Consider the following 16,136-nt stretch of genomic DNA (forward strand, 5'->3'; position numbering starts at 1 on the left):
AGAACCAAATGAAAAACCATATAAAAATGGATATAGATTTTGTAGTCACATGGGTTGATATGAATGACCCAAAATGGCAAGCTGAATTTGCTAAATATTCTGGTAATAAGGAAAACACAAAGAATGGAGTATCTAAAGCTAGATTCCGAGACTATGGCTTTCTTAAATATTGGTTTCGTGGGGTTGAGAAATTCACCCCTTGGGTTCGTAAAATACATTTTATCACTAGTGGACAGAAACCTAATTGGCTAGATGCCAATAATCCAAAGATAAATTTGGTAAATCATAAAGATTATATACCTGAACAGTTTTTGCCTACATATAATTCGGTTGTTATAGAAAGGTATATACACAGGATACCTGATTTGGCTGAACATTTCGTATATTTTAATGACGATTTTTATATAATAAGTCCAACTGGAGAGGAACGTTTTTTTCGTAATGGTTTACCATGTGATATTGCCACCTTTCTATACAATCCTTCATGGTCGCAATGGTATATAAGAATTAAAAATAATATGAGGATTATAAACCGTTATTTTGATAAGAAAGAAGTGATGGCTCGTGATCATGATAAGTGGTTTAACTCAAGTTATGGGTCACGTGCCTGTTGGAATTATATACTTAAGCCATACGGGAAATTTATCACCTTGCGTACACCGCATAATGCACAGCCATATTTAAAGAGTACATTTAATGACGTATGGGCTGTGGCTGAGAAAGAACTTACAGAAACCTCAGTCAATAGGTTTCGTTCATTAAGTGATTATACGCCGGAGTTGTTTAGAACTTGGCAGATATGTAGCGGGAACTTTGAGCCATATAACACATATAGTGATACAAAAATGTTTCCTTTGATGGTAAAGCCTAAGCAGGCTGTCAGAGCGATATATAATCAGTCATATAAATTAATATGTCTTAATGATAATGTGCATATTCGTAATTATGAACAGGTCATGAAGAATATAAAGAATGCTTTTGAGTCAATTCTTCCAGAAAAGTCAAGTTTTGAGCTTTAATATTAAAAAGTAAACATATTTACGATGAATAAAGTATTGGCAGAAATTATAGCAGGAGTGATTCCTAATAAGATGGAGCGCAATAGATGGCGTGGAATCCTTCGCTATGGGCTTTTCAATGCAATAAGATTAAAATATAGGATGATGCATGATAAAACTGTTCCTAAGTATTATCTGACAGTTTGTGCAATAGCTAAAAATGAGGGGCCTTATTTCAAGGAATGGATAGAATGGCATAGTAAGCAAGGTGTAGAGAAGTTTTATATCTATGATAATGAAAGTGATGATTGTACAAAAGAAGTGCTTGCTCCTTTTATTGAATCTGGTTTGGTTGAGTATAATTATTGGCCAGGTCATAAGCAACAACTTGCTGCCTATGATAATTGTTTTGAGAAGCATCGCACGGAGGCACGGTGGATTGCAGTTATAGATTTGGATGAATTTATAGTCCCTGTAAAAGATAAAAATATTCGGGAATTTCTTCAGCGTCTGGAGAGTTTTTCATCTGTTGAGATAAATTGGTTAGTGTATGGTAGTGGGGGAGCTAAGAAACATGAGCCTGGAGGTGTTATGGAGAGGTTTAGAAAGCATTCAGTTCCAAACCATAAGCTTAATACTCATGTGAAAAGTATAGTTGATCCGAGACGTGTCTGTACAATGGTGGGCTGTCATGAAGCTGCACGAATATCCGGACGCGCTGCTGATTCACATGGAGTGTCATTGAAGAAAGGATTTCGTGATCGTGAGCCTCAACAAGATGTTATTCGTATTAATCATTATGCTGTAAAATCTTATGAGGAATTCTTGGCTAAACGTGCTCGTGGACGTGCCCGTATTAATACTTTGCGTGATTTTGGCTACTTTGATTTATACGATTTAAATGATATTGAGGAATAGAGTCATGACTGTTTATGATCGTTTTTCTAATAAGATAAGATTGAAAAGTAGTTTAATTTTTATAATGCAAGCTCTAAAAATATAGTATTGAGAGCTTGCATATTTATTATCTATTGCTTTTTGGTGGGGGCTAAAGTTCTTTTAGTCGTGAGCTAGCTTCAGAAATAGCTGTTTTGCAATACCAGCCTTCTGATAATCTATAACTTATTCTTAGTACGTTATCACACATTTTCACATATTCATCCTTTGTTATATTTTTATATATGTTATTGATGTCTTTTAATGAATCTACACATATTCCAATTTCATTTTCTTCGACAAATTGTGCCATTGCAGCTTTTCGCCATATTATAATCGGTAAGCCACAGCGTATATATAATGAAACTTTATGTGGCGTATTTATTTTGAGGTATTCCCCCCAATTACCATCGCAGCTGTTAATATCTCCTCCGTCCCAAACGAGTCCAAAATCACCTTCTGCGCAGCTGATTAATTTGTCTGGTAGCATAAATCCTTTTATGTCAAACTTCTCAGGACATGTCGCTATGGATTTATCAAATCCTTTTCCGTAAACATTCATAGTATAGTTTTCTATATAGCTTCCTATTTCATATAAGAATTTGTTTTTTATAGGTGCAAGTTGTCCGGCGTATGTAATACTGTGTGAAGGCCATCTTTTTTGTTTGTCTGTGCATTGAGAATCTGATAGGAAATCGAATACATTAAGTGTAACTAAAATACCTTTTCCGTTGTATCCTTTGAAACCATTATCGCATAGCCATTTGTTCATTGTCGGATTATGGCATATTATGGCATCAGACATGTTCATTAATTCTATTTCTTTTCTTACAGAATTCCTTTTTTTACGGAAACATTCTAGATCATGTATTATTGTAATTACTTCTGCTTTTCTTAAATGAACTAGAAAACATAGTAAACGATAGTATTTTACTGGATATTGTAAGATCAGTATGTCTCCTTTTTTAATGTACATTGGCATTTGTACAACCGTAATTAATGTTTGTATGAAATGTATTAGACGGTTTTTACTTATAGCTTTATGTTTACCAGTTGGAATATAACCTAATAAATCCATTGTCCTTTCTATATCAATTCTGGCTTTACTGCCTGCGTCATTAATACGTTTGAATTTGTAGTTTTTTGGTAAATAGTATATCATGATATCAAATAATTAATATTATTTTGTCTCAAAACCAATTCTCTTTCCTACGTTAGGAAATTCTTTAAGAATAGCAGCCAAGGCTGCGGCATTTCTATCAATGCCAGATTTAAAATTTGTAGTTTTCAATGATAAATTTCGTGGCTTATTTAGACTTTTGGGCTTGTTATAACCAAATGGTACAGGTATGACTGGCACATTGTTAGCAACTGCTGCAGCCCAAAACCATATATCGTCTGTTGTAGGTGCTATTTTGGTAAATAAATTAACATCAAGCATTTCGGCCTTTAATGAATGTGGGGGATATAATACTCCACCTACTCCGGTTTGTATATTCCTGAAATCGGAGTGTATTTTCTTGAATAAGAAATTATACCATCTGTACTTCTTCCATTTACGATATGGTTTTCCCGGATACATAAGTTTTGCTCTATGAGCGAATATAGCTTTAGGATATTGCATGTGAAATTGCAATAAGTCACGTAGCATATTTTTGTTATATGCCACATCGTCATCCACAGTTACTATAATAGCGTCAGGAAAATCTGCTAATGCAGGAATTAATTTTCTATATGAACGTATGTCTTTGTCATAATTTCGAATCTCAAACTTAGGATTAACCTGCGATAGGTTCAATAACTGTTGAGGTATACCTTTCTCTCCAAATTGAGAGAAAGTTAGATAGAGTATAACTTTATCAGGAAGTACAGAACCATTTAGGATTGATTCAACAGCCTTTTGTGCGTATGGTATTGCTGCGGGAAATGAAGTCATTGAAACTATGACTTGCTGTTTTGATGTATTATGATTCATATTTCAGAACTTATCGTTTGTTTTTCATTTTAAGTATATAGCAAAGATAGGCATGTTTTTAATAATATGTAATAATACAATTATCTTTTATGACACATACTTACTGTATTCTCACCAAAACATATTTGCCATCCAGTATCTCAACCTGCTCTTTGCCGTCGATATATGATTTTATATTTTCCTCTTCCTTATATCTTCCATCTAGAATAAGAAGGCTATTATTGATGTTCTTCAGTGAGTCTGCTTCATGACGTGAATAAACGGTAAGTCTGTCCGGGAAATATACATCCATGTTTTGGGCTCTCCATACTCCGAGCGTTGTAACTCCTGAAACATTCCATTCCTTTTCTTTTTCCTGAGCCTTACGGCATAATTCGCCATATCCTATTTGCGGATTGAACTTAGGCATGGCAAAACCTGCTAAAAAGGCTGTTATCAGGAATCCGGAGCAGAATGTCACTATGGTCATTCTGATGTTTCTGTCTTTCCATGCCATGACTATTGATATCGCTCCTGTAACTGTAAGCAGTATTGAGCATATCATAAGCAGTGGAGATGTAATTTCAGGTATAAACCTTGTTGCTACTATATAGGCCGGCAGTGCCAACAGAATTACAAAACCGGGGAAACTGGCTGCAAAAGCTTGCCATTTGTTCCATTGTAGCTTTTCCATACACATCAGACTCAGATAAGTCATAAATGGGAAAATAGGAACCAGATATATTGCCAGTTTGCTTCCGAAGCATGAAAGCATTACGAAGGTTGACAATATTTCTATGACAAACAGTTTTTGCAAATCGCTTTTGAACATCCTGTTTTTCATGCCCCATATTATGTTTCCGACATAAAGGAATGTCCATGGCGCTACTCCATAACTCAAATATATGATATAGAAATAGAATGGATGTTTGTGTACTGATACTTTTACGGAACGGCTTACAGTCTGTCCAACAGTAAGATTATAGAGATATTCGCTTCCTGCTTCCACCCATACCATCACGAACCATAAAGCGATACCTCCGATTACTATGCTCCATACCTTCCAGTTCCAATAGCGGAAAAATGTTTTTCCTTCCTTTTTTGTGATAAGGAAAACCAGAGAAGTCATCAGTGGTATCAATACGCCCATGAATGCTTTTGAATAGAATCCCAAAAGAATGTATATGCCGAAAAGTATCTGATGACGTTCGAATTTTCCTTCTCCGGTGTACATACGGTAGAACTCTCTTATGGCAAGTATGATAAACCATACCATAAGCATGTCCATACGCAGTACCATAGCTGTACCTACAAAATATCCTGTAGTTATAAGCAGGAGAGGTGCTATATTCCTATATCCTTTACCAAGTTCCTTGTCACACCATTTATCCATGGTGTACATACATCCCAAGGCAGGAATTATTGAGAACATCATAAGCAGCCATATATGATATTCGCCTGTTATCATCTTGCTTATCATAAGCAGCCAGAAATAAAATGGCGGTTTGTCACTGTATGGCTCACCGTTGTTTGTCAGCATGAACCAGTGCCCGTTTCTGATTGCTTCGTCTGCAATGCTGATGTATCTCAGTTCGTTAGCCGGAGTAAAATCGCGTAAGGCACTTATAGGTATCAGACAGATGAAAATAAACAACATCCATTTCAGAAAGCTTATGCTGTCTATTTTGTCCGTAAAGTTCTTGGCATTGTACATCTTTATTTGTGTTCTAAGTTTGCTGATTTGTTTTTTCTTACTCCCAGGATTATATTCCTTATATATGCTATAAATCCTACTGACTGTCCTAAAATGAGTACAGGGTCAAGTCGGAAAATACCGTAGCTTACTATAATACTGCTGCCTATCAGGCTTATTATCCAGAAGCCTATCGGCAGTTTCGACTCATGCTTATGGTATGAATATATCAACTGATATATGAATCTCAGAGTGAATATCACCTGTCCTGCCGAGCCGAAAACGAGCAGCCATATTGGAATGTCCTCGTTTTTGAAGAACTGGCTTATAAACTGTTCAGGCGATTCCAGAAGGAAAGCACAGGCCACTACAGGTGTTATGAAGAGTATTATTCTCAATATGATATTTATGTTTCTCCATATCCCTTTGGCATTCAGATTCCAGATATAAATATAATAGGAAATGATTTGTCCAAGTATTATCGAGAAATCATCCCTGCACCATCCGTATATAAACAAAAGGTATGATCCGGCAATACTAAGTACCCAGAAGATAGATGGGGATACAATTTCTTTTGCTTTTTCCGACAATATCCATTGTACAAGAATTCTTGCCGAAAAAAATATCTGTGCCAAAAAGCCTATTATATATACAATTGTCATTAGGAGCGGTTTAGTTAGATATTGTTTTCTTTAATATGGTAGTTTATGTATCTGTGTTTCATCCATCTGTAGGCAAAACAGTCCTTAAATGGTGATATAAGTCTGTTCCATAGGTTAAATTTTGATTTTCCTGCAACTCTTGGGAAGTGTCTTACTGGAATTTCCTTAAAGCATCCTCCATCCTGAAGCAATATAAGTGCAGGAAGGAATCTGTGCATTCCTGTGAAGAAAGGAATACGCTTTGCGTAGTCTGTATGGAGAATCTTTAGCGGACAGCCTGTGTCTGTGGCACCGTCGTGTGTCATCATGCGTCGGAAGCTGTTGGCTATTTTGGATTGCAGACGTTTGAAACCAGAATCCTTTCTGTTTGCACGGATACCCATTACCAGTTTAAAGTCATTGATATATTCAAGCAGCAGGTTGAAATCGTCCGGAGCAGTCTGCAAATCGGCATCAATATATCCTACATATTTTGATTGTGCTGTGTCAAAGCCTGCTTTTATAGCTGCGCTAAGTCCTGCATTTTTTAGAAAACTGATATAGAAGAAGTCATTGTGTCTGCTGCAGATATCCTGTATCCCTGCCAGACTGTTATCTTTTGAACCATCGTTTACGAATAGGATACATGCCGGACACTTGGCAATGGCTGTAAATGCCGACAGCTTTTCTTCCAGCATTTTCATGTTCTCTTCTTCGTTATATACAGGCACTATGACAGTCAGGTCATAATCAGCTGTTTTGTTGATAGCAAGTAACTCTTGCGCAAATTCTTTCATAATGTTGTTTGATTAGTGGTGATTTTGCAAAGTTATCCAAAACTTTCAGAAAACAATTATCTTTACTATTCTTTTAAAGGGTTGCTCTCTGATTTATACCATTCAATGAACTTTGTGATGCCTTCGTGAAGGCTGATTTGCGGTTTGTATCCGGTTTCATTTTCCAGTTTAGTGGTGTCTGCATATGTCTGGAATACGTCTCCCTGTTGCATCGGAAGATATTCTTTGATAGCTTCTTTACCCAAAGCCTGTTCCATCTCTCTGATGAAGTCCATAAGTCTTACCGGTTCCGAGCAGCCTATGTTGTATATCTTGTATGCAACACCGTTTTCGCATTCTTCTGCTTTCGGGGTGTTGTTTATCACACGTATCGTACCCTCTACAATATCGTCAATGTATGTAAAGTCTCTGCTTAGATTTCCGTTGTTGAATATTTTGATAGGTTCGTTTCTGGAAATGGCTTTTGCAAAAAGCATGGGAGCCATGTCCGGACGTCCCCACGGACCATAAACAGTGAAGTATCTTAATCCAGTAACGGCAAAACCATATAGCTTGCTGTAGGCGTGTGCCATCAGTTCGTTCGATTTCTTGCTGGCTGCATAAAGACTTACCGGGCTGTCCACCTTGTCGTCTTCAGAATAAGGAGTTTTTGAGTTCAGTCCGTAAACCGAGCTTGATGATGCGAATATAAGATGTTTTACTTCATAGTTTCTGCATGCCTCAAGTATATTAAGGAAACCTACTATATTGCTGTTAAGATAAGAATACGGATTGGTTATCGAGTATCTTACACCGGCCTGTGCTGCAAGATTCATAACCTTGTCGAATTTCTCCTTTTCAAACAGTTTGTCTATTGAATCCTTGTCGTCTATTGACATCTTTATGAACGAGCAATTATTGAAAACAGTGCTTTGCACTCTTTCATTATAGATGTAAGAGTTGTCAGGAACAGCTATTCCGAATTCTTTTAACCTTGCAAATTTAAGACGCACGTCGTAGTAATCATTAATTTCGTCAACTCCTACTACTGTATCACCTTTTTTTGCCAATTGGTACATTAATTTTGATCCAATGAAACCTGCTGCACCTGTAACCAATATTTTCATAATTGCTTTGTTTTTAGATGTGAATCCTTAATGATAGGATATGATTGTTTTCCAGATATAAAATTCAAGGATTGTCAATAATAACAATTCCATTGGACTTTTGATTTGTCCAATGGAATTTGTTTTATGTTCTTTATTGTTTATCAGTTCTTGTTTGCACGCTTGCGTTCTGTTTCGTCAAGTATTATCTTACGCATACGCATACTCTTAGGAGTAACTTCTACGTATTCGTCTTCCTTGATGTATTCCAACGCTTCTTCAAGTGAGAATATTACCGGAGGAATGATACGTGCCTTGTCGTCTGAACCGGAAGCACGCATGTTTGTAAGTTTCTTCGATTTTGTTACGTTGATTACCAGGTCATTCTCATGTACGTGTTCACCTACTACTTGTCCTGCATAAACCTCATCTTGCGGATAGATAAAGAACTTACCTCTATCCTGAAGCTTATCTATTGCATATGCAAATGCTGTACCTGATTCCATGGCTATCATTGAACCGTTTGTACGGCGGTCGATCTCACCCTTATATGGTTGGTATTCCTTGAAGCGGTGTGCCATGATAGCTTCTCCCTGAGATGCGGTAAGTACGTTTGTACGTAAACCGATGATACCGCGCGAAGGCATATTGAACTCAATGTTTACACGGTCGCCCTGAGTTTCCATTGATGTAAGTTCACCTTTGCGGCGAGTCACCATATCAATCATCTTGCTTGAGAATTCTTCAGGCACGCTGATTGTAAGTTCTTCGATAGGTTCGCATTTCACTCCGTCTATTTCTTTGAAGATAACCTGTGGCTGACCTACCTGAAGCTCATAACCTTCGCGGCGCATTGTTTCGATAAGTACAGACAAGTGGAGCACACCACGTCCTGAGACAATCCACTTACCGTCTTCATTTTCAGTCTTTCTCACGCGGAGGGCAAGGTTCTTGTCAAGTTCCTTCATCAGACGGTCGTGTATGTGACGTGATGTCACAAACTTACCTTCCTTGCCAAAGAAAGGCGAGTCGTTTATTGTGAAAAGCATACTCATTGTAGGCTCGTCGATAGCAATTGGTGGAAGTGGTTCCGGATTTTCGAAATCGCATATAGTATCACCGATTTCAAAACCTTCTATACCCACTATTGCGCAGATATCACCAGAAGAAACCGATTCTACTTTTTTACGTCCTAGACCTTCGAATGTATGTACTTCTTTTATTTTTGATTTGACCAATGTTCCGTCACGTTTGGCCAATGTTATATTCATTCCTTCTTTGATTGTACCTCTGTGTACACGTCCTACAGCTATACGTCCTGTGTAAGAAGAATAGTCCAATGATGTGATAAGCATCTGTGGGGTACCTTCAAGAATCTGTGGAGCAGGAATATATTTTACGATTGCATCAAGCAGCGGAGTGATACTGTCTGTAGGAGTTTTCCAGTCTTCACCCATCCAGTTGTTTTTTGCCGAACCGTACAGTACTGGGAAATCGAGCTGGTCTTCAGTTGCGTTAAGGCTGAACATCAGGTCGAATACCATTTCGTGTACTTCTTCAGGACGGCAGTTTGGCTTATCTACCTTGTTTACTACTACTATTGGTTTCAGTCCTATCTGGAGAGCTTTCTGCAGTACGAAACGTGTCTGTGGCATAGGACCTTCGAAAGCGTCCACCAAAAGAATACAACCGTCTGCCATGTTCAGCACACGTTCCACTTCACCACCGAAATCGGCGTGTCCCGGAGTGTCTATGATGTTGATTTTAGTACCCTTGTAATTGATTGATACGTTCTTTGAAAGGATTGTTATACCTCTTTCACGTTCCAAATCGTTGTTATCCAATACCAGTTCACCGTTTGTCTGGTCTCCGCGGAACAGGTGTCCCGCCAGCATCATCTTGTCCACTAACGTTGTTTTACCGTGGTCAACGTGGGCAATGATGGCAATGTTTCTAATGTCTTGCATACTATATACCTATATATTATTGGCTGCAAATTTACTATTTTTCATTGAAAGACAGGTATAATGCTCTATGGTTTTTATATTTTTTAGATATGAGTACTTATGTATTGTTGGTTGCGTCAATACCAATTGAAAATAAACTTCTTATAATGTTATCGGTATCTTTGCGGCTTAATCCGTTGCATTGATGTTTATGGTAGAAATAATCTGAATCAATGATTTCTATGTATTTTATGCTACGTTTGCCGGTATAGAATATATAAATGTTTACTTTCAGGATTGATTTTATTGGGTAGGTATATGTTTTGAATTTGTTTGCGATGACCAAGTCTCCGCCATTGATTGATATTTGGCAGTTTATTGCATACGCCGTATGTACTATTGCATATCCTAGGATAATAAATACTACCCCTGATATGGCTGTAAAAATTGGTTCGTTGTTTTTTGTATTCAATATAAAGAGACCGCCAATAAAAGAATATATGCCTAATATAGATAACACTTCAACTTCAGAGAAGCGTCTTTTATATTTTTTGTCAGATAATTCTTTCAGACAGTTTTCGGTGGTGTACGGCTTGTTGTAGTTGGAAAATTCGATTCCTTTTGAGACAAGATACCTTAATAAAGCGGAAGCCCTCTTGCTGCAATTGTAATAAATACGGATATAGGCAAATGTGCCTGATTTCATTTTAATGCGGAACAGAGATCTGCCCCAAAATTTGTCGTGTGCTTCCGGATATTCATCGTATTTTATGAACTGGAAACTCTCTATATCGTCGATACTGATATTTTTCTTTAACAGAATTTTTTCGGCTGTCATTTTCTCTTTTCCCGTAAGCGGTTTCATACAATATTTTCTATATAATGTGTAAATATACATATAGTTTCCATAATTTATTGTGTAGAAATGGGAAATGGTGAAAAAATATAACAAAATATTTGTAATGTATAAGATTATCAGTATCTTTGCACCCGCAAATCAAATTTATACATTTTAAAAACAGTCAAAATTATGTATTTAGACGCAGCTAAAAAACAAGAAATCTTTGAAAAGTACGGAAAGTCTAACACTGATACTGGATCAGCTGAATCGCAGATAGCATTGTTTTCATACCGTATTTCTCGCCTGACTGAGCACATGAAGCTCAACAGAAAAGATTATAGTACTGAAAGAGCTCTTACAACTTTGGTAGGTAAGCGTCGTGCTTTACTTAACTACCTGAAGGATCGCGACATCGAAAGATATCGTGCTATCGTTAAAGAGCTTGGCTTGCGTAAGTAATTATTACTTGCTGCACGGAAATTTAGAAATGAGTTATCTCCCGAATTAAAATGGGTGATAACTCATTTTTTTTAAACGCCCTGTCGTTTTGATTAAAACGCTTTGTTATTTTAATTAAAACGACGAGGCGTTTTTCTTATTAATATTATCTTTGCTAATAGCATGTTCTCTGTTATTGGGATAATATATGGAAATCTGTAGTATCATTTTAAATTAAAGCCGTTCAGCGAACATTCACTAAACGTTCACTGAACGGCTTGTTTCCTTTATGCAGGATAATTCAAATTCTCCTCTGTGGCTTTTTCCAGTACTTCTTCCAGATATTTCTTAGCTTCCCATTTTGCCATAGGAAGATTCATCATCAGATAGTTACCGCAGTCTTTGGCTGTAGCTCCCGGAACATCACCCTCATAATCGGCAATGAAACGGAAAGTTTCTATCATCAGCGGAAGTATATCTGCCGATTTCAAGTCACCTTTTACTACAAGATAGTTACCTGTGAGGCAGCCCATAGGTCCCCAGTATATAATCTTGTCTGCCCATACAGGATGGTTGCGAAGGAATGTTGCAGCCAGATGCTCAATTGTGTGGATAGCCGAAGGACTTAATGCAGGTTCACGGTTAGGCTCTTTCATGCGTACATCGAATGTAGTTACAGTTTCTGTTCCTACCTGGTCTTTTCTTGATACATATATTCCGCGTAGCAGACGGATATGGTCTATTGTAAAGCTTGGTATCTTTTCCATGAGTGAAGAATTAAAAAATTAATAATTAAAAATTATCCAATTCTGTTAGGCAATGCCTTAAGGAATGTTTCTGTTACCTTGAACGAACGGTTAGCCATTTCTCCCCAGAAGTTCAGATACTGGTCGAAGTGGTTTTCTGCTCCCGGAGTGTCGCTTATTATTCTGAAGCTGATGAACGGAACTTTATACAGATAGCAAATCTGAGCTATTGAAGCAGATTCCATATCTACAGCCAGACCTTCGTGGAAGTTTGATTTTATTTCGTCCAGTTCCTTGCGGTCGGTGATGAATTTGTCGCCGGTACAGATGAGGCCTCCGTGGATAGCTGTTTCAGTATCAAGAGACATTGCTGTATTGTAGAGGGTTTCGTTACCTTCGAAGAATGTAGGCAGTCCCTGAATCTGTCCGTAGGCATTACCTTCGCCGCACCATACATCGTGATATACAATATTGCGGCTTACAACTACGTCCATTATCTTCAGACAAGTGTCTATACCTCCTGCAACTCCTGTACTGATGATACAGTCAGGCTGGAAGTTGTTTATCATTTCCACTGTTCCGGCAGCTGCGTTTACTTTTCCTATACCGCACTGCATCAGTACTATTTCGTTGCTGTTGATTTTTCCTTCTATGTAGCTGAAAGGACCTTTACTTGATTCTTTTATCTCTGTGAGTTGGTTTGCCAGTTGCTTCTGTTCGGAAGACATGGCTGTGATAATTCCTATTTTCATTCGGTAAATTTGTTCTGATTTTGATTTTAGTCAGCAAAAGTACGAATAAAAAGTGATAAACAGAAAAATGTATCAAAGTTATTGGCAGATAGGCATTTTAGGAGGATGGCTTGAAAAAATAAAAGACTGAAAAAGCAATGAAATAGCCATTTAGTGTTTTGATAAGAATTAAATAGATATATTAGGTTTTACGAATGAAGTCAGTCTATATTTCTCAGTCATCAAGCAATAAACTAAATCACATAAAAAATATTTATCAATCATCCATTATATTGGTATAAAAAATATACTTGGTAATTAAAGTATATTATCTATCTTTGTACACTGAAATTTATTAAATATAGACAGTATTATTTATAATTCATGAAAAGATCAACAATACAAGATGCTATGTTTCCGACTTGTCCGGTAAGGAACATACTGGCAAGATTATGTGATAAATGGACATTGCTTGTTATTTATATCCTGGACAGATCAGGCAAGGATAGCATGCGTTTTACAGAATTGAAACAAAAAATGCCGGATATATCACAAAGAATGCTATCAATGACACTCCGTACACTGGAAGAAGACGGATATGTTACAAGAACAATATTCTCGGAGATACCGCCAAGAGTGGAATACGCTCTGACGGAAAGAGCAAAATCACTAAAGCCTATCCTTGATTCACTACTCCAATGGTCTGTTGATAATATGGATGATATTATGAATGACCGCAAAAAAACAGTTTCTGTTAATGATTGATAGTTTTATTTTAATAATAACATAAAAATGAAAGCAGCACAAATCAAGAAATACACAAAGGGAATCAAAGTTTCCGTAAATGAAGTTTTTATTCCAGAACCAAATGAAAATGAAGTTATTATAAAGGTTATGGCTGCCGCTGTAAATCCTTTGGATATTCTTCAACTGACAGGAAGTGTCAGACTGATACAGGATTACAGAATGCCTCTGACATTGGGGAACGAGTGTTCTGGTATAGTGGAAAAGACGGGTAATAACGTAAAAGACTTTAGCGCAGGTGACCGTGTATATACACGACTTCCAATAAACAGGATAGGTGCCTTTGCTGAATATGTTACTGTTTACCATCAAGCTCTGGCTAAAATGCCGTCAGACTATGACTTTGTTACCGCTGCCGCTATACCATTAGCCGGACTGACAGCCTATCAGGGACTTATTGAAGAACTTGAAGTCCAGGCGGGAAAAACACAGCTGATAACAGGTGCGTCCGGCAGTTTCGGACAAGTTGCCGTATCCATAGCACCAGAATACTTATTATATTACCTCTTGGTATGCAGAGTAAAAATAGAAAATAAAAAAGGAGATAGAATATATGAAGATATATGAAATAATTTTCAGTCCGACTGGTGGAACAAAGAAAGTTGCTGATTTTCTGGCAAACGAATTGGGTCTAGACATAACAGGCATTGACCTGTCAGATAGTAATGAAGATTTACATAAATTCTCATTGAAAAATGAGGATATAGCCATAATCGCCGTTCCATCCTATAGTGGTAGAGTACCTTCTACAGCCGCAGAGCGTATTTCAAGGATTCAAGCTAATGGTGCAAAAGCAATCATAGTTTGCGTATATGGTAACCGGGCCTATGAAGACACATTAGTAGAACTTCAGGATATTGTGCAGCAAGCCGGATTTACAGTCATATCGGCAATAGTAGCTATTGCCGAACATTCCATCGCTCATCGATATGCCACGAACAGGCCGGACAAGGATGATTACGAACATTTAAGAGTGTTTGCAGAACAGATTGGAAATAAGCTGAAGAGAAATGATTTTTCAACTCCTGCAATACCGGGTAACAGGCCTTACCGCAAAGCAGCCAATGCAGGTATAGTGCCTAAAACTACAAAGGCATGTATCCAATGCGGTATCTGTGCTTTCAGATGCCCTGTAGGTGCCATCGACAAGAACAATCCGGCAAAAGTAAACAAGAAAATCTGTATCTCGTGCATGCGATGCGTCACAGTATGTCCACATCATGCAAGAAAGGTGAACGGATTGCTTCTTGCTATCGTAAATATGATGCTCAAGAAGTCATGCAGTACACGAAAGGAATGTGAACAGTATATCTGACACATTCCTTTAGGTATCTCTTTGAGAATAATGGATATAATACTTAGGATAACAGAAAATCTCTGGCAATGATGCAATATATAATATACCGTCATTGTCAGAGATTCCAGTTTATCTGATAATCATGAATAAAGCTTTTTACAACAGGCTTTCGCGCTCGGTTATTTCAGCATCCGTCATTGTATAGTCTTCCAGACTTCCGTCCTTTGCCTGAATGCAAATATAAATCATAGGCTCGGCAGAAGTACATTTCAAGTTTCGGTCACATCTCGGTGATACCCGAATGATTGACCCTTCACCGATTTCAAAAACTTCATCGTTCACCTGAAACTTTCCAGCTCCTGATAGAATAATGTAGTTTTCTTCATTCGTCTTATGGCTATGAAAAAACGGAACAGATGCTCCAGTCGGTAATGAACCGAAAGAGACCTCGCATGAAGTAGCCTCTGTAGCTTCTTTTACAAACTGCTTACCTTCAAAGCTTTTGATGCAACCTATTGTTGCGTGAGCGTATTTTTCGCCCTTGTTCATTGTTTTAATGTTGCCCATATTTTTTGTTTTTTATAAAGTTGATTAACTTTGCATTCTAAACTTACTATCGTTCAGATAGTGCAAAATTAATGTTTTTTATATTGATATACAAGAGGTTACATGAATGTAACCCACTTACTTTAAGGTAATTATTATTGAAAATGAACAGTTTGCAATTACAAGAAAATCTGAAAAAATATACTCGCATAGAAGATTGTCCTATCAGGAATGTTCTGTCGCGGTTTTCCAGTAAATGGGCCATGCTCATATTATGTGTGCTTTCTGAAAATGAAGCAACACGCTTCAATACGATAGGTAAAGCAATTCCGGATATTTCTCCTAAAGTACTTACCGAGACATTAAAGAATCTCGAAACTGACGGATTGGTAAGAAGAAAACTATATGCAGAAATACCACCAAGAGTAGAATATTCTCTGACTGAGCTCGGTCAAAGCCTGATTCCAATACTAAACAATCTTATATCGTGGGCAATGGATAATTCGGCTTACATATCAAAGCGTAAGAAAAAAAAGTCTGATATACATTAGTATATTGTATATATGCGATGCTAATTCAAGTTTTAGAACTATAAACATTATACCTTTTCCCAAAAATAGCCAGGCAATTCCTTCATTTTCCTGTATTGTTATCTTCATCCGAACCGACTGTGTGGGTATTAG

At 37.4% G+C, this 16,136-nt stretch carries 18 protein-coding genes; 7 read left to right on the top strand and 11 right to left on the bottom strand.

Annotated elements, in window-relative coordinates; genetic code table 11:
- Positions 1-26: 26 nt before the first annotated feature.
- Positions 27-1,019, top strand: coding sequence for a stealth family protein (locus OCV82_RS07120; protein ID WP_154043758.1), 993 nt, complete (start codon positions 27-29; stop codon positions 1,017-1,019).
- 24 nt (positions 1,020-1,043) lie between these two features.
- Complete coding sequence (locus OCV82_RS07125; protein WP_154043759.1) at positions 1,044-1,916, top strand: glycosyltransferase family 92 protein; 873 nt, start codon at positions 1,044-1,046, stop codon at positions 1,914-1,916.
- Positions 1,917-2,046: 130 nt separating this feature from the next.
- Here OCV82_RS07125 and OCV82_RS07130 read toward each other — a convergent pair whose 3' ends face one another.
- The 8 genes from OCV82_RS07130 to OCV82_RS07165 all read right to left on the bottom strand — a co-directional run bounded on the left by OCV82_RS07130 (position 2,047) and on the right by OCV82_RS07165 (position 10,915).
- Positions 2,047-3,096 (bottom strand): galactofuranosyltransferase, encoded by a 1,050-nt coding sequence (locus tag OCV82_RS07130; RefSeq protein WP_154043760.1) that lies wholly within the window; start codon positions 3,094-3,096, stop codon positions 2,047-2,049.
- A gap of 18 nt (positions 3,097-3,114) precedes the next feature.
- Positions 3,115-3,909, bottom strand: a complete 795-nt coding sequence (locus OCV82_RS07135; RefSeq protein ID WP_154043761.1) for a glycosyltransferase family protein — start codon at positions 3,907-3,909, stop codon at positions 3,115-3,117.
- Between the two features lie 100 nt (positions 3,910-4,009).
- Complete coding sequence (locus tag OCV82_RS07140) at positions 4,010-5,602, bottom strand: ArnT family glycosyltransferase (RefSeq protein ID WP_154043762.1); 1,593 nt, start codon at positions 5,600-5,602, stop codon at positions 4,010-4,012.
- 2 nt (positions 5,603-5,604) lie between these two features.
- Positions 5,605-6,243: a lipid-A-disaccharide synthase N-terminal domain-containing protein gene (locus OCV82_RS07145; protein WP_154043763.1), complete on the bottom strand. Its 639-nt coding sequence runs from the start codon at positions 6,241-6,243 to the stop codon at positions 5,605-5,607.
- A 14-nt stretch (positions 6,244-6,257) separates the two neighbouring features.
- Positions 6,258-6,989, bottom strand: coding sequence for a glycosyltransferase (locus OCV82_RS07150; RefSeq protein ID WP_154043854.1), 732 nt, complete (start codon positions 6,987-6,989; stop codon positions 6,258-6,260).
- Between the two features lie 95 nt (positions 6,990-7,084).
- Entirely contained in the window at positions 7,085-8,125 is a 1,041-nt protein-coding gene (locus OCV82_RS07155) for an NAD-dependent epimerase/dehydratase family protein (protein WP_154043764.1), read from the bottom strand.
- Between the two features lie 143 nt (positions 8,126-8,268).
- The gene (typA, locus tag OCV82_RS07160; protein ID WP_154043765.1) at positions 8,269-10,071 is read right to left on the bottom strand and encodes a translational GTPase TypA; all 1,803 of its coding nucleotides are present in this window, start codon (positions 10,069-10,071) and stop codon (positions 8,269-8,271) included.
- A gap of 97 nt (positions 10,072-10,168) precedes the next feature.
- A complete protein-coding gene (locus OCV82_RS07165) occupies positions 10,169-10,915 on the bottom strand; it encodes a hypothetical protein (protein WP_154043766.1) in 747 nt (248 codons plus the stop codon).
- A 165-nt stretch (positions 10,916-11,080) separates the two neighbouring features.
- Here OCV82_RS07165 and rpsO point away from each other — a divergent pair, with 165 nt between their 5' ends.
- Positions 11,081-11,350, top strand: a complete 270-nt coding sequence (rpsO, locus tag OCV82_RS07170; RefSeq protein ID WP_154043767.1) for a 30S ribosomal protein S15 — start codon at positions 11,081-11,083, stop codon at positions 11,348-11,350.
- Between the two features lie 266 nt (positions 11,351-11,616).
- Here rpsO and OCV82_RS07175 read toward each other — a convergent pair whose 3' ends face one another.
- Both OCV82_RS07175 and OCV82_RS07180 read right to left on the bottom strand, forming a co-directional pair.
- A complete protein-coding gene (locus OCV82_RS07175) occupies positions 11,617-12,096 on the bottom strand; it encodes an S-ribosylhomocysteine lyase (protein ID WP_154043768.1) in 480 nt (159 codons plus the stop codon).
- Positions 12,097-12,128: 32 nt separating this feature from the next.
- Entirely contained in the window at positions 12,129-12,827 is a 699-nt protein-coding gene (locus OCV82_RS07180) for a 5'-methylthioadenosine/adenosylhomocysteine nucleosidase (protein ID WP_154043769.1), read from the bottom strand.
- Positions 12,828-13,190: 363 nt separating this feature from the next.
- Between OCV82_RS07180 and OCV82_RS07185 the strand changes: the two genes are divergently transcribed.
- Genes OCV82_RS07185 through OCV82_RS07195 form a run of 3 tightly spaced genes read left to right on the top strand, consistent with a single transcriptional unit; the run spans position 13,191 to position 14,925 of the window.
- Positions 13,191-13,571 carry a winged helix-turn-helix transcriptional regulator gene (locus tag OCV82_RS07185; protein ID WP_154043770.1) on the top strand — a complete coding sequence of 127 codons (381 nt, stop codon included), beginning with the start codon at positions 13,191-13,193 and terminating at the stop codon, positions 13,569-13,571.
- Positions 13,572-13,598: 27 nt separating this feature from the next.
- Positions 13,599-14,177, top strand: coding sequence for an NADP-dependent oxidoreductase (locus OCV82_RS07190; protein ID WP_154043771.1), 579 nt, complete (start codon positions 13,599-13,601; stop codon positions 14,175-14,177).
- Complete coding sequence (locus tag OCV82_RS07195) at positions 14,164-14,925, top strand: EFR1 family ferrodoxin (protein WP_154043772.1); 762 nt, start codon at positions 14,164-14,166, stop codon at positions 14,923-14,925. The genes OCV82_RS07190 and OCV82_RS07195 overlap by 14 nt, the downstream gene beginning before the upstream one ends.
- A 138-nt stretch (positions 14,926-15,063) precedes the next feature.
- Here the strand turns inward: OCV82_RS07195 and OCV82_RS07200 are convergent, their stop codons facing one another.
- Complete coding sequence (locus OCV82_RS07200; protein ID WP_154043773.1) at positions 15,064-15,474, bottom strand: cupin domain-containing protein; 411 nt, start codon at positions 15,472-15,474, stop codon at positions 15,064-15,066.
- Between the two features lie 143 nt (positions 15,475-15,617).
- Between OCV82_RS07200 and OCV82_RS07205 the strand changes: the two genes are divergently transcribed.
- Complete coding sequence (locus OCV82_RS07205) at positions 15,618-16,004, top strand: winged helix-turn-helix transcriptional regulator (RefSeq protein ID WP_154043774.1); 387 nt, start codon at positions 15,618-15,620, stop codon at positions 16,002-16,004.
- The last annotated feature ends 132 nt before the right edge of the window (positions 16,005-16,136 follow it).

Source organism: Bacteroides cellulolyticus, from assembly GCF_025567135.1.
In the GTDB taxonomy this organism is placed as follows: Bacteria; Bacteroidota; Bacteroidia; order Bacteroidales; family Bacteroidaceae; genus Phocaeicola; species Phocaeicola cellulolyticus.